Source organism: Amycolatopsis thailandensis (assembly GCF_002234405.1).
GTDB lineage: Bacteria > Actinomycetota > Actinomycetes > Mycobacteriales > Pseudonocardiaceae > Amycolatopsis > Amycolatopsis thailandensis.
In genome coordinates this window covers 100,204-115,193 of record NZ_NMQT01000060.1, presented here as the reverse complement: position 1 = coordinate 115,193, position 14,990 = coordinate 100,204, and the positions used below count along the sequence as shown (strand labels likewise).

Sequence of the window (14,990 nt, the reverse complement as noted above, 5' to 3'; positions counted from 1 at the left end):
ATCAGTCCACCGTGACGTAGTCGGGGCCGCTGTAGTGGCCGTCGGCCTGGGTGCGGCGCTGCAGCAGGAGGTCGTTGAGCAGGCTGGACGCCCCGAACCGGAACAGATCCGGGTTCAGCCACTGCTCGCCGGCGACCTCGTGCACCGCGACCAGGTACTTGATCGCGTCCTTGGTCGTCCGGATGCCACCGGCCGGTTTGACGCCGCGCAGTTCACCGGTCTGGACGAACCAGTCGCGGACGGCCTGCAGCATCACGTGGGTGACCGGCAGCGTCGCGGCGGGCGACACCTTGCCGGTGGAGGTCTTGATGAAGTCGCCGCCCGCCAGCAGCGCGAGCCAGGACGCGCGGCGGACGTTGTCGTAGGTGGCCAGCTCACCGGTTTCGAGGATGACCTTGAGGTGAGCGCTGCCACAGGCGGCCTTGATCGCCTGGATCTCCTCGAAGACCTCCAGGTAGCGGCCTTCCAGGAACGCGCCGCGGTCGATCACCATGTCGATCTCGGCGGCTCCGGCGTCGACGGCGATCTTGGTGTCGGCCAGCTTGATCTCGCGGCTCGTGCGCCCGGCGGGGAAGCCGGTGGCGACGCTCGCGACATGGATGCCGGTGCCGCGAAGCGCCTCGACAGCCGTCTCGACCATGTCCGGGTACACGCATACGGCCGCGACCCGCGGGGTGTCCGGGCGTTCCGGGTCCGGCCGCTTGGCCTTCGCCGCGAGCGCGCGGACCTTGCCCTGGGTGTCGGCGCCTTCGAGGGTCGTCAGATCGACCATCGAAATGGCGGTGTCGATCGCCCAGAGCTTGGCGGCCTTCTTGATGCTGCGCGTGCCGAGTCCGGCGGCCCGCTGCTCGACGCCGACCTGGTCGACACCAGGCAGCCCGTGCAGGAACCGGCGCAGGCTCGCCTCGTCGCGAGTCGCGTCCGTCAGCGGCGACGGGGTCCCCGTCGCCGCTGACGAGCTGGTCGTAGCTGTCATACGGGTGAGTGTAAGCGGCCTACAGGCTGGGCACCGGGGCCTGGGCGGCGGCCCTGGCCGAAGGCACCACCGGGGTGCAGAACTCGCTGACCATCGGCAGCTGACGCTTGAGCGAGGCGTCCGGTGAAGCGGTGAGGTCCACCGTGGCCAGCGTGGAGATGTTCTTGCCGAATTCGTCGTGGAAGCTGAGCGTGTTGAATCCCGGCAGGTCGCCGCCGTGTCCCCAGATGGTGATGTCCTCCGCGCAGGCACCCGCGGTCTTGAGGTTCAGCTTCATCAGGCCGAGGCCGTATTCCATGCCGCCGCCCGCCGGGACGGTCGTCTTCATCTGCTTCACCAGATCCGCGGGCAGCAGACGGCCGCCGAACAGGGCCTCGAAGAAGCGGTTGAGGTCCTTACCCGAAGAGACGACGCCGCCCGCGCCGAAGTAGCGCGAGTAGTTGTAGGTGGTGACGTCGGTGAGGCCGCGCGGCGCGTCGTACAGCTGCTCGTAGCCGTGGGCGGCCGCGCCGATCAGGAACGGGAAGTCACGCGGGAGCGAGGTGTCACGCAGGTGCAGCGGGCCGGTGATGCGCTCGGCCAGCGCGCGTTCGAGCGGCTTGCGGGTGGTCTTCTCGACCAGCAGGCCGAGGACGTTGTAGCCGGTGTTGGAGTACGCCCAGCTCGTCCCCGGCTTGAACTGCAGCGGCTGCTTGGACACGCTCAGGCGGATCTGGTCGTCGCTGTCGAAGTGCTCGAAGCGTTCGGTGTCGATCTCCGGTCCGGACGCCCAGGTGTCCTCGGGGGCGAGGTCGCGCGGCAGGCCGCTGGTGTGCTGGAGCAGCTGGTGGACGGTGATCGGCTCCGGATACGGCAGCAGCCCCGGCAGGTAGCGCTGCACGGGTTCGTCCAGTCCGACCCGCTTTTCGGCGACGAGCTGCAGGACGAGCGTGGCGACGAACACCTTGGAGACGCTCGCGACCCGCCAGCGGCCCGACGCGTCGGGCTTGCCCGGCCGATTGATCTTCGCGACGCCACTGGCGCCTCGGAAATCGTCGGCGACGGCGACCATGCCCGGGATGCCCGCGGCGATCGCCGCGTCCATCGCGGTCTGGCGCGGATCGGTTTTCCCGGCGGCGGCAGCCGGGAAGGCGGTGACGGAAAGCAGTGCGGCACAAGTGATGGCGACGAAACTTCGGCGCATCGGATGAACCCCCCCCAGTTCGGCTCAGATCTCGATTTCGGGTACTTCCTTCTTACGCGGTTTCCGCTTGACGACGACGCCGCCCCAGAACGCGAGGCCGGTGATCTTCACCGTCGGCGCTGTCGGCGGCGCGGCGGGCGTCCCGGCGCGATCCTCCAGTTCGAAGGCCCCCATGAAGCCGATTCCGGTGACGTCCACGTTGATGTCGTCGGGCACGATGATGTCGATCCCGCCCATGATCGCGACCGCGGTGATCGTCGAGTGCTTCTCGGCGAACCGCGCGTGCCGCAGGTCGAGTTCGGCGCCACCCCAGAACGCGAAACTGTTGTGCTGCGGCGGGACCACCCAGCTGCCCTTGCGCGACGCGCCGGACATGACGGCGATCGAGGCGCCGGAGCCCGGGTGGCCGCCGATGCGGTCGTCGGGCAGGCCGAGCGCGCGGGACGTCGCGGGCTCGATCGCCGACCGAGACTGCCGCGGCAGGTCCGCCGTGACCGGTTTCAGGTCCCCGACGGTCTTGGCCGCGTAGACGACCGTGAGCCGTTCTTCCAGCTCGTTGATGGTGATGCGCCCTTCGGACATCGCCGCGTGCAGCACCTGCGCGACCTGCTCGCGGTCGGCGTCGGAGATGCGCATCTGTTCGGGTCCTGGCAAGGCCGGCTCTTCGCTCACGTGCGGGAGCCTAGCGCTGGTGGAGGGGCCAGGCGTCCACCTTCCGGCCGAGGGGTGGCATTCTCCCGTCATGGGGAACTCACTACCCGGCGCCGTGGAGCTGCCGGACGGGGCGAAAGTGCGGGGACGGGGCCTGGGTCGGCCCTGGCCGGACGGACCTTCGCCGGATTTCGGGCTGTATCTGGGCGGCGCGAAGCTGCGCCGGAAGCACGATCACAAAATGGACTGGGAGCGGGCGTGGATCCGCTGGCCCGACTTCCTGCTGCCGACGGACTGGGCGGACGCGCGGCGGCGGATCGTGGACCTGCACGAGCGGGCCGTGGCCGGGGAAGGCGTCGAGGTCGCCTGTTACGGCGGGGTCGGCCGGACCGGCACCGTGCTGTCCTGTCTTGCCACACTCGGCGGGCTGACCGCCGACGAGGCCGTGGCCTGGGCACGGGCGAACCACGACAAACGTTCGGTGGAGACGCCGTGGCAGCGCCGCTGGGTCGGCTGGTTCGCGCGGCAGTAAATTGACTCGCATGGATGTGCACGTCGTTGATCACCCGCTGGCCAAGGCCAGGCTCTCCACCATGCGCGACGCGCGCACCGACAGCGCCGCCTTCCGCGCGGCGCTGCACGAACTGACCGTCATGCTGGTCTACGAAGCCACGCGTGACATGCCCGTGCGGATCGAGCGGATCCACACGCCGGTGGCGCGCACCGACGGCTACGCGCTGGCGAGCCCGCCGCTGCTGGTGCCCGTGCTGCGGGCCGGGCTGGGCATGGCGGACCAGGCGCACAAGCTGATCCCGGACGCCCAGATGGGCTTCGTCGGCCTCGCCCGCGACGAAGAGACGCTGCAGCCGACGCCGTACCTCGAATCGCTGCCCGAATCGCTCGCCGACCGGCCGGTGCTGGTGCTCGACCCGATGCTGGCGACCGGCGGGTCGATGGAGTACACGATCCGGCTGCTGACCGACCGGGGCGCCACCGACGTCACCGCGATCTGCGCGCTGGCCGCGCCCGAAGGCATCGAGCACCTGAAGAAGTCCGGGCTGCCGCTGCGCGTGGTGACCGCGAGCATCGACGAGCGGCTGAACGACTCCGGGTTCATCGTGCCCGGTCTCGGGGACGCGGGAGACCGGCAGTACGGCGCCGTCTGACCTGCCGGATCGCGTTTAGCCCGCTAAACGCGATCCGCGAAGCGGCGAGGCCGCGGGTAGTGAAGGCCTCCTTCCCTACCCTGAAGGTAGTCAAGGAGGCCTTCACGGACTTCCGGTGGGAAGGGGCAGATCGCGTTTAGCGGGCTAAACGCGAAGTGGCGGAGGAGGGCCTCAGCGGCGCAGCCAGCCGGAGGCGTTCGCCCGCAGCGCGGTCTCGTAAGCCGCGCTCACGGTGAACTCCTCCGGCAGGTTCCCGTTCAGCTCCAGCGACACGAGCCCGTGCACGAAGCCCCAGCAGGCCACCGTGACGACCTCGGGCGGCACGTCGAGGAAGACGCCGTCCGCGACGGCCGCGCGGATCGTCTCCTCCAGCGGCGCCATCGTCGCGCGGGCCTGGCCGGACGTCTCCTCGGCCGGCTCGAAACCCGGCACCGACTTCGTGAACATGATCGCGTAGAGGTGCGGGTCGGCCAGCGCGCTTTCGCGGTACGCGACGCCGAGCCGCACGAGGTCCTCGACCGGGTCGCCGGTCAGGGAAACCCCCGACATCCGCAGGCCGAAGCGGCGGAAGCCCTCGGTGAAGAGGGCGGCGACCAGATCCGTCTTCCCGCCGAAGAGCGAATAGACCGCGGTGGTGGACGTACCGACGTCGGCGGCCAGTTTGCGGAGGCTGAGGGCCTTCGGGCCGTCGGCCGAGATGAGCTCACCGGCGCGGTCCAGCAGTTTCAGCCGGAGGTTCTCGTCGTGCGTCCTGGGACGGGGCATGAGCAGAGGGTAACGCAACGCTGTTATCAATGGCTCGGATTCGGAGTTGACCTGGAGCGCACTCCAGGTCGTACTGTCGTTCACATGAGCTACTCGATAGCGGAAGCCGCGCGACGTAGCGGACTGTCCATCGACACTCTCCGGTACTACGAGCGCATCAAACTCGTCGAGCCCCCGGCGCGGGACGCCGCGGGCCGCCGCGCCTACACCGACGACGACCTCGGGTGGCTGGGGTTCCTGACCAAGCTGCGCCTGACCGGTATGCCCATCAAGCGCATGCGGGAGTACGCGGCCCTGCGCCACCACGGGGCGCCGAGCGCGGGGCGGCGCAAGGCGATCCTCGTCGACCAGCGCAAATCCGTCGCCGACCGGATCGCCGAGTTGCAGGCCTGTCTCGACATCCTCGACTACAAGATCGACCACTACGACCAGGTGGAGCGCAGCGTGCTCGGCATCGGCGCCACCGTGGAGGGAATTTCAGCGTGATCAGCACCAGGAGGCTCGGCGGTCTGGAAGTCGGGGCGCAGGGGCTCGGCTGCATGGGGATGAGCCAGGCCTACGGCGTCCGCGACGACGACACGGAGTCGATCGCCACCGTCCACCGCGCCCTCGAACTGGGCGTGAACCTGCTCGACACCGCGAACGTCTACGGCGCCGGCGCGAACGAGGAGCTGGTCGGCCGGGCCATCGCGGGCAAGCGGGATCAGGTCGTGCTGGCGACCAAGTTCGGCATCGTCTGGGACAAGGACGGCGGGATGTCCGCTCGCGGCGACGCGGCGTACGTCAAGCAGAGCTGCGAAGAGTCCCTTCGCCGGTTGAACGTCGACCACATCGACCTCTACTACCAGCACCGCGTCGACCCGAACACCCCGATCGAGGAGACCTGGGGCGCGCTCGCGGAGCTGGTCGAGGAGGGCAAGATCCGCTTCGCCGGGATTTCCGAGGCCAGCGCCGAGACGATCCGTCGCGCGCACGCCGTGCACCCGGTGACGGCGCTGCAGAGCGAATGGTCGCTGTGGACGCGCGGCATCGAAGGCGAAATCCGCTCGACCACCCGCGAGCTGGGCATCGGTGTCGTGCCCTTCTCACCGCTCGGCCGCGGTTTCCTCACCGGCAGCGTGACCTCGGTGAAGGACCTTCCGGCGGACGACATGCGCCGCGGGCTGCCCCGGTTCGCCGAGGGCAACTTCGAGCGCAACATGGCCATCGTCGAGGCGCTGCGCGCGCTGGCCGAGCGGAAGGGCGTCACCGCGGGGCAGCTCGCGCTGGCGTGGGTCCAAGCGCAGGGCGACGACGTCGTGCCGATCCCGGGCACCAAGCGGCGCAAGTACCTCGAAGAGAACGCCGCCGCCGCGGAGCTGGAACTGTCCGAAGTGGACATCGAGGCCATCGAAAAGGCCGCGCCCGTCGAGGCGATCGCCGGTGAACGGTACCCGGAGCGGCTCGCCCGCGCGGCCGGCAAGTAAAACACCAGAGAATTGCGAGAAATCATGACGGGTTCAACCCTGCCCACCCGCGGGCTCGGCACACTGGAAGTCGGCGCGCAGGGGCTCGGCTGCATGGGCATGAGCGAGTTCTACGGCCAAGGCGACGACACCGAATCGATCGCGACGATCCACCGCGCGATCGACCTGGGCGTGACCCTGATCGACACCGCCGACATGTACGGCTTCGGCCGCAACGAGGAACTGGTCGGCCGCGCGCTGGCCGGAAAGCGGGACAAGGTCGTGCTGGCGACCAAGTTCGGCATCGTGCGCGACGAGGCCGAACCGACCAAGCGCGGGATCCGCGGCGACGAATTCTATGTGCGGCAACAGGTCGAGGCGTCGCTGCGTCGGCTGAACGTCGATCACATCGACCTCTACTACCAGCACCGGGTCGACCCGGACGTGCCGATCGAGGAGACCGCGGGCGCGTTGTCCTCGCTGGTCGAACAGGGGAAGATCCGGCACATCGGGTTGTCCGAGGCCGGTCCGGAGACGATCCGGCGGGCGCACGCCGTGCATCCGGTGACGGCGGTGCAGACGGAATGGTCGCTGTGGTCGCGCGACATCGAGAACGAGGTCGTCCCGGCCTGCCGGGAGCTCGGCATCGGCTTGGTGCCGTATTCCCCGCTGGGCCGCGGTTTCCTCACCGGCCGCTTCAAGTCCAAAGAGGACTTCGAGAAGGGTGACTTCCGGCAGACGCTCCAGCCGCGGTTCGCCGACGGCAACCTGGAGCGGAACCTGGCGATCGTCGAGGCGCTGCGCGCGCTGGCCGAGAGGAAGGGCGTCACCGCCGGGCAGCTCGCGCTGGCCTGGGTGCAGGCTCAGGGTGACGACGTCGTGCCGATCCCGGGCACCAAGCGGCGCAAGTACCTCGAAGAGAACGTCGCGGCCGTCGGTCTGAAGCTGACCGCCGAGGACGTGGCCGCGATCGAGGCGGCTGTCCCGGCCGACGCGGTCGCGGGGGAGCGGTACCCCGAAGCGTCCATGAAGACGCTGTCGCGCTGAAACGAAAACCGGCGCCCTGATCATGGCGCCGGTTTTCGTTGTCAGAGAAGGGAATTGACCGCCGAAACGACGCCATCGACGGCGACGGTCTGCTGCTCGCGCGTCGCGAGACCGCGGACCGTCACGTTTCCGGCGTCCCAGTCCTCTTGGCCGACGATGACCACGGCCCGCGCCCCGGCCTTGTCGGCCCGGGTGAGTTCCTTGCCCAGCTTGCGGAGTTCGACGGGCGTGGACGTGCGCAGCCCGGCCTTGCGGAGCCGCCCCGCGACCTCACGCGCGGCGTCGGTGAGCTCCTCGACCACCGGGATCACCACGACGTCGGTCTCGCTGCGCGGTTGTGGCGTCAGGCCGTGGGTGTCGAGGAAGTCGATCAGCGTGACGTCGCCCATGCCGAAGCCGATCCCGGGGATCTGCTGCGACGTGAACAGTGAAGCCAGGTCGCTGTACCGGCCGCCGCCGAAGAGGGCCCGGCGGTTCTCCGGCGAGGTGTCGAAGACCTCGAACACGGTCGATGTGTAGTACGCGAGCCCGCGCACGATCATCGGGTCGAACTTGATCAGGTTCGCGGCGCCGCTGTTCAGCACCTTCACCAGGTTCGAGTTCTCCTTGACCTGTTCGGGCAGCTCGTCGAGCAGCGCGGCGCCGGACGAAAGGATCTCGGCCAGCTTCTCGAACTGCTTCTCGGTCAGGCCGATCTCGGTCGCGGTGTCGCTCAGCTTCGCGCGGTCCGACTTCTCCCAGCGGTCCACCAGGGTGAACACCTGCGGCAACTGCTCCGCGGTCACGCCGACGATGTCGGTGAGCGCCGAGGAGAGCAGGTTCCGGTCGTTCGCCCGCACCTGGAACATGTCCGGGGTCGCGCCGAGCGCCTCCATCATGTCGTGGATGAGCTCGAAGATCTCGATCTCGCAGTTCGCGCTGTCCGAACCGAAGATGTCCGCGTTGATCTGCCAGTGCTCCCGGACCCGCCCGCGCTGCGGCCGCTCGTAGCGGTGGCAGTTCGGGTGGCTGTACCAGCGCACCGGGAACTGCAGCGACTTGGCGTTGCCCGCGATCATCCTGGCGACCGACGGTGTCATCTCCGGGCGCAGCGCCAGCCGCTCGCCGCCCTTGGTGGTCAGCGTGTACAACTGCTGATCCGCGATCTCCTGCCCGGACTTCCGCTCGTAGATCTCGGCGGGTTCGAGGATCGGCCCGTCGTAGCGGAGGAAACCCCGCAGTTCGAGCACGTCGTAGAGATGGCCGAACACCTGCGTCCGGACGGACATCTCGGCGGGCAGGAAGTCGCGGGTCCCCTTGGCGGGGGCTGTCGGCAGGTATTCAGGCACGTCAGCAAGCTTAACGAGCGGCCGCCAGGGCTTTTGTCAGGGGAAGGCCACGCCGTACGCGGTGGTCAGGATCGCGGCCCCGAGCAGGACGGCCCCGGCGCCGGTGACGCGTCCGCCGAGCTTGCCTTTGCCCGGCGCCAGGTGCAGGAAGAAGCCGCCGGACTGGGCGAGCACGCCGAATAGCAGCAGGAAGCAGACGATCCACAGCACGGCGTCCGGCAGCCCGGTCTGCCCGAGGATCTGGAGCGCGACCAGCGCCAGGACCAGCAGGACGCCGGCGTGGGCGTGCCCGGCGCGGAACATCCCGCGCTGGTGTTCGGTCAGTTTCCTGTCGCGCAGGACACCCATCAGCGCGTAGCCGCCGTACATCACCGTCGGCAGCGAAACGAGCGCGATGACGGTGAACAGCCTGATCGGGCCTTCCATGGTCGATCCCTTCGTGGTGGTGGAGGAAGGCAACGATAACACTGTTTTAAAACGCTGTCACCAAAGTTGGCGTCCGGCCTGGTCCGCCCTCCACGTGATCCGATGGACGACACGTGTGATCCGATGGACGACACGTGTGATCGGACGGACGACACAAGTGAGGCTGGGGCCCGCCGCGCGGCGTCCATCTGGACACGCGTGTCGTCCATCGGATCACGTGTGTCGTCCATCCAGTCACGCGTGTCGTCCGAAGCAGGTCAGTAAGACGCCTGCGGTTCCAACCCGAAGGCCCGCCCGCGCGCGAGCACCAGGCGGAGGTTCCGGAGGGCGGAAAGGTCGGCGAGCGGGTCGCCGTCGACCACCAGGACGTCGGCGCTCAGACCGGGGGCGAGCCGTCCGGTGACGTCGCCGAGGCCGAGCCCGGCGGCGCTGTCCTCGGTCGCGATCTCGAGGATCCGCCGCCTGCCGAAACCGAGCCATTCGTAGAGTTCGAGGGCGCCCACGGGATCGTCGAAGACCGAGCCGGGCAGCCCGGCGTCCGTCCCCGCCAGCAGCGGGACGCCCAGCTCCTCCAGCCAGGAAAGCCTGCCGTAGACGGTCTTCGCGAGTTCTTCGCCCATGCGCTCGGCCAGCGTCCGCCAGTTGCGGCTGCTGGTCGAACACGCCGCGATGCCCTCGGCCGCCATGCGTTTGGCGACGCCTTCGCGCCTGTCCTGGCGCTGCGGGCCGGTCATCCAGGTGCAGTGCTCGATCGTGGCGACGCCCGCTTCGACCGACGCCTCGATCGCGTCCGCGCCGTGGGCGTGCGCCGCGACCGGAAGCCCGTGGGTCGCCGCGTGCTCGACGATCAGGCGCAGGGCCCGGACGTCGAACTGGGACTCCCACATGTCCGCGCCGCCTTCGGTGATCTGCCCGCCGCTGGCCATCACCTTGATCACGTCGGCGCCCGCGGCGGCGTTGGCGTCGATCATCGCGCGTACGGAGGCGTCGTCACCGACCTCGCCGCCGAAGAAATGGCAGTGTCCATTGAGGACAGTCAAGGGGGCTCCCGCGGTCAGCAGACGCGGGGCGGCCGTGCCTTCGGCTTCGAGTCCGGCTCGGACGCGCGCGCCCAAGGCGTCGCGATCGCCGAGGTCCCGCACGGTCGTGACCCCGCTGCGCAGCAACTGCCCCAAGCGGTCCTCGGCGCCCGCGCGCAGGGCGTCGTCCCCGCTCGCCAGGAAGTTCGGCAGCATCTCGCGGGTGGCGTCGAAAGCCAGGTGCACGTGGGCGTTGAACAGGCCGGGCAGCAGCGTCGCGCCCGGGAAGTCGAGCCTTTCCGCGTCCGGCGACGCCTGTGCGACGACCTCGGCGCGAGGGCCGGCCGCGAGGATCCGGTCGCCCGCCACGAGGACGGCGCCGTTTTCGACAGGAGTGCTCGGCCGCGGCAGGATCCGGTCCGCTGTCAGGAGAAGCTGCACGGTCATGCCTCGTTCCGGGAGACGGCGGCCGAGAGCGCGAGCAGTGGCCGCACGTCGGATTCGATGTCCGAGGCGCCGCCCGGGAGCACGAGTTTCGCCCGCCCGTCGGTCTCCTCGCCCGCGGCCTGCCGGGCGATCGCCGTCTTCAGCGCCTCCGCCGCCGCGCGCGGATCGTCGGTGGCGAGGGCGGTGAGATCGGTTTCCAGGTAAGGGCTCAGCTGCACGAGTCCGTCCCGGATCTCGATCACGCGGCGGTAGTACCGGCGGTGGACCGTGCGCGGACGCCACCGTTCCCACATCCCCTGCGGCGTGGTCCGCAGCACGATGTTCGGATAGATCTCGGCCAGCGCTGTCCACAGCGGGGTGAGCCGTTCGTGGTGCAGCCGATGCTGGCGACGGCGGCGCAGCGCGGCGAACCGCGCGCGGGCGCCGGGATAGGTGATCCCGGCGAGGAAGAGCACGATCCCGAGGAGTACCAACGGGACGGCGATGGTGAGCAGGAACGGGATCGACGGCCCGAACGCCCACGCGATCACGATGTAGAGTGCGCGGAAGACACTGCCCACGGACAGGGCGATCAGCCCGGCGGCGCTGAGTTTCAGCCCGGTCCGCAGATGACGGTCCGCGGTGCGGATGTACCGGAAGATCCACCAGGCGCAGGCGGACAGTCCGTAGATCAGGTACAGCCCGGCGCCGAGGTAGAACAGCGCCACGCCGGGCTCGTGCACGAGTTTCGGGCTCAGCGCGAGCCCGCGTGCCTCCGGTGGGGTGACGGCCATCGCGACCAGCATCAGCGCGATCGCGCCGGACAGCGGGAGCAGTTCGAACAGGACCCGTCCCGGACGGCGCGGGCCCAGCGCGGAACCGAGGAAGACGATCAGCAGCGCGCAGACGCCGACGGCGAGCAGGACGTTGTTGACCAGGCGTCCGGTGCCTCTGCCGGTCAGCCCGTCTAGCCAGCCGGAGATGACCTTCTGCTGGGCGAGGAACGAACCGGCGACGCAGACGATCGTGATGGTGATCGCCCAGTTCGACAGGACCCTCGGCGCCCGGTAGGTCTGGTAGATCCGCCAGGCGAGCGCTGTCGCGAACAGCACCATCGCCACGACGTTGAGAGGGGAGAACAGCGAGTTCACAGCCACCCTTGATGGTCGCCCAGCGCGCCTTGGACGCGGCGGACGTCATCGTCGTCGGCGCGACGGGGAATCGTGTAGTTCAAGACCGATGCCCATTCGAGGATGATGGTCGCCACGGTCTCGGCTTCCCATTCGTGCGCCTCATCGTAGGAGGTGCGGCGTAAAGCGCGATGTACGGCGTCGCCGTCGAGACCGGGGGCGGGACCGCGCAGGAAATCGGCGGGTTCGGCGTCTCCGCCGGGATGGTGATCGGCGAGCATGTGCCCGAGTTCGTGCAGGATGATGTGGTCCTGATGGGACTTCGTGGTCTCCTGCTGGAAGAAGATGTAGTCCGCCGAACCGGTGGCGATCCAGCAGCCGAACGGGCCCGGGACCTCCAGCGGATACGGCATCAGCCGGATCGGCCTGCCGCGTTGCTCGCCGAGCCGCTCGCAGAGCACGCCGACGTCGAGCGGCGGCTCGATGTCGAGGTTGTGCAGCATCTTGCGACAGCGCTTGCGGAGCTCTCGTTCCTTCATCGGCGCTCGCCCGGCTGCTCGCGCTCGGCGCGTTCGTACCGCTCGACGAGTTCCAGCAGGTCCATGACCTGGCGACGGCCTTGCGGGGAGAGCTCCTGCGCGCGCATGGCCATGAGCTTCGCCTCTCCGACGGGCTGTGCTTCCTGGTCTTCGAAGAAGTAGGTGATCGGGACCCCGAACAGCCTGGCGAGCGCCTCGACGTAGTGGATCTTCGGGTTTACCCGCTTGCCCGTGGCGAGTTGCTGGAGGTACGCGGGCGACATGGCGGGCCCGCCGGCGCGATCGATCGCCGCGGACAGCTCGCGATAGCTGTGCGGCGCGCCTTCGTCCGCGCGCGCCGAGTCGATCAGCGCGGTCAGTTTCCGCGCGAAGGTGCTCTCCGGCGACATGATCCCCCCATCGGTTCCATAGCCCCGTTCCGTAGTCGGAGTGTAACGCGATTCGGCCTGTCCGCAGCTGTTGACAGCGTATGTATGCAGTGGTTTACAGTTGTCAAGCGGTTTCGCACCGTGTTCCGGCCTCTCACTCCGGAATCCGTGCCCTGGGGGTGCACGGACAACGGAGTGAGGGGCGTTTTTCCGGGCGGGTGCACAAGATCGTGCCGGATGTAGTACGCTTGGGCAGCCAAGGTTGATCGCCATCACGGCGAACCCTTGGCCTAGGCCTGTTGCCGGAGGTCGACCCCCAGGGCTTCCGGTGACAGGCCCCTTACTTTTTCAGCGCACTTCGTCCTCTGGATGCGGTAGTCGGTATCGCGAACTACCGCATCCAGAGGACGAAACGCGTGGAGGGTCAGGGCATGAGGGTGGCGGCCAGAGTGCCGCCCAATTCGAAACAGGCTTCCAAATCCGCTTTGCCCGGTTCTCCGGTGACGAGCACCGGAGAAGTCGCGCTTTCCCAGCCGAGACCCGTGGTGATGCTCTCGATGCCGCGCACCGTGCCCGCGGTGTCGTTGTTGCCGTGCACGAAGAACCCGAACGGCCGGCCCCGCGTGGCGTCCAGGCACGGGTAGTAGACGGTGTCGAAGAAATGCTTCAGCGCGCCGGACATGTAGCCGAGATTCGCCGGTGTGCCGAGCAGATACCCGTCCGCGTCGAGGACGTCGGGCACGGTCGCGCCCAGCGCCGGACGCCGCACGACGTCGACGCCCTCGATATCGGGATGGTTCGCGCCGGAGAGCACGGCTTCGAACATCGCCTGCGTCGAGGGCGACGGCGTGTGGTGGACGATCAGCAGCTTGGGCATCGTCAGGCCAGACGGGACTCGACGTCGGCCCGCAGCGCGGCCAGCCGGGCGTCCGCGGCGGTGCGGGCCTCGGCGAGTTCGCCGGAGACCGGCTCTTTCACCTGGAGGTACGCCTTCAGCTTCGGCTCGGTCCCGGAAGGCCTGATGACGACACGCAGGCCTTCACCGGTCAGGCGCAGGACGTCGGCGTCGGGCAGGAGGTCTTCCATGGTGACGTCGGTGCCACCCAGCGACGCCGGCGGCGCGGCGCGCAGGCCGGCCATCAGCTTCTCCCGCACCGACAGATCGGTGACCCGCAGCGAGACCTGATCCGTCACGTGCACGCCGTGCTTCACGGCCAGTTCGTCGAGGACGTCCAGCGGACCGCGGCCGGCCGCGCGCAGGGAAGCGGACAGGCCCGCGGCGAGCACGGCGGCCGAGATGCCGTCCTTGTCGCGCACGAAACCGGGGTTCACGCAGAGGCCGAGCGCCTCCTCGTAGGCGAACACGAGCCCTTCGCCCGCGCGGACCAGCCATTTGAACCCGGTCAGCGTCTCCGCGTAGCGAGCCCCGAATTCCTTCGCGACCTCGCCGAGCATCGACGACGACACGATCGTCGTGGCCACCAGCGGATCAGAACTATCCACAGTGGACAGAACATGCCAGCCGAGCAGGACGCCGGTCTCGTCGCCCCGCAGCATCCGCCACGAACCGTCCCGCTCGCGGACACCCAGGGCACACCGGTCGGCGTCGGGGTCGAGCGCGATCGCCAGATCGGCGTCCACCTCGGACGCCAAGGCCAGCAACAGGTCCGTCGCGCCCGGTTCCTCCGGGTTCGGGAAGGCGACCGTCGGGAAGTCGGGATCCGGTGTGGACTGCTCGGCGACCAGGCTCGGCTCGGTGAATCCGGCGCGTTCGAACGCGGCGCTCAGGGTCTCCGCGCCGACGCCGTGCAACGCCGTCGCGGCGACCTTGACCCCGCGTTCCGGGCCGCGCGGAAGAAGTGCGACCTTGGCGAGGTAAGCGTCCCGGAGCTCGTCGCCCAGCACCTCGGCGCCCGGCTCGCGCGGCACGCTGATCGCCGGGGGAGCGGCCTCGATGGCGCGCTCGATCAGGCCGTCCGACGGCGGGACGATCTGGCCGCCTGTCGCGTCGTAAAGCTTGTAACCGTTGTCGGCGGGGGGATTGTGCGACGCGGTGATCTGGATGCCCGCGACAGCGCCGAGCTCCAGCACGGTGAACGCGAGCACCGGCGTGGGCAACGGTCCCGGCAGCACCTTCACCGCGAAACCGGCGGCCGTCAGCACCTCGGCGGCGGCCTTGGCGAAGGCCTCCGAACCGTGCCGCGCGTCGCGGCCGACCACCACGACCCCGCCCGGGTGTCCTTGTGCGGTCAGCCAGTCCGCGACGCCGGCCGTCGTGCGGGTCACGACCGCGACGTTCATCCCGTTGGGTCCCGCGCGTACCGGTCCGCGCAGCCCGGCGGTGCCGAATTCGAGCGGGCCCGCCATCCGGTCCGCGAGTTCGTCCGCCGCACCGGCTTCGCCGCCCATCGCGCGGGCGAGGATGTTCTGCAGCTCGACGCGGGAATCGTCGTCCGGGTCGTCGGCGATCCAGCGGAACGTCCGGTCCCGCAGCTCCGGGGTCAAGGAAGTCGTCACCGAG

The 14,990-nt window shown here is 69.2% G+C and carries 17 protein-coding genes; 5 read left to right on the top strand and 12 right to left on the bottom strand.

Going from position 1 to position 14,990, the window contains the following annotated elements:
- Nucleotide 1 precedes the first annotated feature (1 nt).
- Genes deoC through CFP71_RS17635 form a run of 3 tightly spaced genes read right to left on the bottom strand, consistent with a single transcriptional unit; the run spans nt 2 to nt 2,795 of the window.
- Nucleotides 2-976, bottom strand: coding sequence for a deoxyribose-phosphate aldolase (deoC, locus tag CFP71_RS17645; RefSeq protein WP_093934949.1), 975 nt, complete (start codon nt 974-976; stop codon nt 2-4).
- A gap of 19 nt (nt 977-995) precedes the next feature.
- Nucleotides 996-2,159 (bottom strand): serine hydrolase domain-containing protein, encoded by a 1,164-nt coding sequence (locus CFP71_RS17640; RefSeq protein WP_093934948.1) that lies wholly within the window; start codon nt 2,157-2,159, stop codon nt 996-998.
- 24 nt (nt 2,160-2,183) lie between these two features.
- Nucleotides 2,184-2,795, bottom strand: coding sequence for a DUF1707 SHOCT-like domain-containing protein (locus CFP71_RS17635; RefSeq protein WP_093934947.1), 612 nt, complete (start codon nt 2,793-2,795; stop codon nt 2,184-2,186).
- A gap of 106 nt (nt 2,796-2,901) precedes the next feature.
- On the opposite strand from CFP71_RS17635, the gene CFP71_RS17630 reads away from it, so the two are divergent.
- Nucleotides 2,902-3,342, top strand: coding sequence for a protein-tyrosine phosphatase family protein (locus tag CFP71_RS17630; RefSeq protein WP_208635979.1), 441 nt, complete (start codon nt 2,902-2,904; stop codon nt 3,340-3,342).
- Between the two features lie 10 nt (nt 3,343-3,352).
- A complete protein-coding gene (upp, locus tag CFP71_RS17625; RefSeq protein WP_093934945.1) occupies nt 3,353-3,976 on the top strand; it encodes a uracil phosphoribosyltransferase in 624 nt (207 codons plus the stop codon).
- Between the two features lie 171 nt (nt 3,977-4,147).
- Here the strand turns inward: upp and CFP71_RS17620 are convergent, their stop codons facing one another.
- Nucleotides 4,148-4,741, bottom strand: coding sequence for a TetR/AcrR family transcriptional regulator (locus CFP71_RS17620; protein WP_093934944.1), 594 nt, complete (start codon nt 4,739-4,741; stop codon nt 4,148-4,150).
- 84 nt (nt 4,742-4,825) lie between these two features.
- On the opposite strand from CFP71_RS17620, the gene CFP71_RS17615 reads away from it, so the two are divergent.
- From CFP71_RS17615 to CFP71_RS17605, 3 genes are read left to right on the top strand one after another with little or no spacing between them, the layout of a single operon-like run.
- On the top strand, nt 4,826-5,227 hold the full coding sequence (locus CFP71_RS17615; RefSeq protein ID WP_093934943.1) for a MerR family transcriptional regulator: 402 nt from the start codon (nt 4,826-4,828) through the stop codon (nt 5,225-5,227).
- The gene (locus CFP71_RS17610; RefSeq protein WP_208635978.1) at nt 5,224-6,207 is read left to right on the top strand and encodes an aldo/keto reductase; all 984 of its coding nucleotides are present in this window, start codon (nt 5,224-5,226) and stop codon (nt 6,205-6,207) included. Before CFP71_RS17615 ends, CFP71_RS17610 begins: the two co-directional genes overlap by 4 nt.
- 24 nt (nt 6,208-6,231) lie before the next feature.
- Entirely contained in the window at nt 6,232-7,233 is a 1,002-nt protein-coding gene (locus CFP71_RS17605; protein WP_093934942.1) for an aldo/keto reductase, read from the top strand.
- A gap of 41 nt (nt 7,234-7,274) precedes the next feature.
- Here the strand turns inward: CFP71_RS17605 and hisS are convergent, their stop codons facing one another.
- The 8 genes from hisS to CFP71_RS17565 all read right to left on the bottom strand — a co-directional run bounded on the left by hisS (nt 7,275) and on the right by CFP71_RS17565 (nt 14,986).
- Nucleotides 7,275-8,561, bottom strand: coding sequence for a histidine--tRNA ligase (gene hisS, locus CFP71_RS17600; RefSeq protein WP_093934941.1), 1,287 nt, complete (start codon nt 8,559-8,561; stop codon nt 7,275-7,277).
- Between the two features lie 36 nt (nt 8,562-8,597).
- Entirely contained in the window at nt 8,598-8,987 is a 390-nt protein-coding gene (locus CFP71_RS17595; protein WP_093934940.1) for a hypothetical protein, read from the bottom strand.
- Nucleotides 8,988-9,244: 257 nt separating this feature from the next.
- The gene (locus CFP71_RS17590) at nt 9,245-10,453 is read right to left on the bottom strand and encodes an amidohydrolase family protein (RefSeq protein WP_093934939.1); all 1,209 of its coding nucleotides are present in this window, start codon (nt 10,451-10,453) and stop codon (nt 9,245-9,247) included.
- A complete protein-coding gene (locus tag CFP71_RS17585) occupies nt 10,450-11,583 on the bottom strand; it encodes an MAB_1171c family putative transporter (RefSeq protein ID WP_093934938.1) in 1,134 nt (377 codons plus the stop codon). Before CFP71_RS17585 ends, CFP71_RS17590 begins: the two co-directional genes overlap by 4 nt.
- Entirely contained in the window at nt 11,580-12,101 is a 522-nt protein-coding gene (locus tag CFP71_RS17580) for a hypothetical protein (RefSeq protein WP_093934937.1), read from the bottom strand. The genes CFP71_RS17585 and CFP71_RS17580 overlap by 4 nt, the downstream gene beginning before the upstream one ends.
- Nucleotides 12,098-12,490 (bottom strand): helix-turn-helix domain-containing protein, encoded by a 393-nt coding sequence (locus CFP71_RS17575; RefSeq protein WP_093934936.1) that lies wholly within the window; start codon nt 12,488-12,490, stop codon nt 12,098-12,100. The genes CFP71_RS17580 and CFP71_RS17575 overlap by 4 nt, the downstream gene beginning before the upstream one ends.
- Nucleotides 12,491-12,893: 403 nt before the next feature.
- The gene (locus CFP71_RS17570; RefSeq protein ID WP_093934935.1) at nt 12,894-13,346 is read right to left on the bottom strand and encodes a flavodoxin family protein; all 453 of its coding nucleotides are present in this window, start codon (nt 13,344-13,346) and stop codon (nt 12,894-12,896) included.
- 2 nt (nt 13,347-13,348) lie between these two features.
- Nucleotides 13,349-14,986 (bottom strand): phospho-sugar mutase, encoded by a 1,638-nt coding sequence (locus CFP71_RS17565; RefSeq protein ID WP_093934934.1) that lies wholly within the window; start codon nt 14,984-14,986, stop codon nt 13,349-13,351.
- Between the last annotated feature and the right edge of the window lie 4 nt (nt 14,987-14,990).

Bases quoted from the DNA above. Each gene is read 5' to 3' on its own strand.
- deoC (WP_093934949.1), bottom strand. From the start codon at position 976: ATGACAGCTACGACCAGCTCGTCAGCGGCGACGGGGACCCCGTCGCCG.
- CFP71_RS17640 (WP_093934948.1), bottom strand. From the start codon at position 2,159: ATGCGCCGAAGTTTCGTCGCCATCACTTGTGCCGCACTGCTTTCCGTC.
- CFP71_RS17635 (WP_093934947.1), bottom strand. From the start codon at position 2,795: ATGCGCATCTCCGACGCCGACCGCGAGCAGGTCGCGCAGGTGCTGCAC.
- CFP71_RS17630 (WP_208635979.1), top strand. From the start codon at position 2,902: ATGGGGAACTCACTACCCGGCGCCGTGGAGCTGCCGGACGGGGCGAAA.
- upp (WP_093934945.1), top strand. From the start codon at position 3,353: ATGGATGTGCACGTCGTTGATCACCCGCTGGCCAAGGCCAGGCTCTCC.
- CFP71_RS17620 (WP_093934944.1), bottom strand. From the start codon at position 4,741: ATGCCCCGTCCCAGGACGCACGACGAGAACCTCCGGCTGAAACTGCTG.
- CFP71_RS17615 (WP_093934943.1), top strand. From the start codon at position 4,826: ATGAGCTACTCGATAGCGGAAGCCGCGCGACGTAGCGGACTGTCCATC.
- CFP71_RS17605 (WP_093934942.1), top strand. From the start codon at position 6,232: ATGACGGGTTCAACCCTGCCCACCCGCGGGCTCGGCACACTGGAAGTC.
- CFP71_RS17595 (WP_093934940.1), bottom strand. From the start codon at position 8,987: ATGGAAGGCCCGATCAGGCTGTTCACCGTCATCGCGCTCGTTTCGCTG.
- CFP71_RS17590 (WP_093934939.1), bottom strand. From the start codon at position 10,453: ATGACCGTGCAGCTTCTCCTGACAGCGGACCGGATCCTGCCGCGGCCG.
- CFP71_RS17580 (WP_093934937.1), bottom strand. From the start codon at position 12,101: ATGAAGGAACGAGAGCTCCGCAAGCGCTGTCGCAAGATGCTGCACAAC.
- CFP71_RS17575 (WP_093934936.1), bottom strand. From the start codon at position 12,490: ATGTCGCCGGAGAGCACCTTCGCGCGGAAACTGACCGCGCTGATCGAC.
- CFP71_RS17570 (WP_093934935.1), bottom strand. From the start codon at position 13,346: ATGCCCAAGCTGCTGATCGTCCACCACACGCCGTCGCCCTCGACGCAG.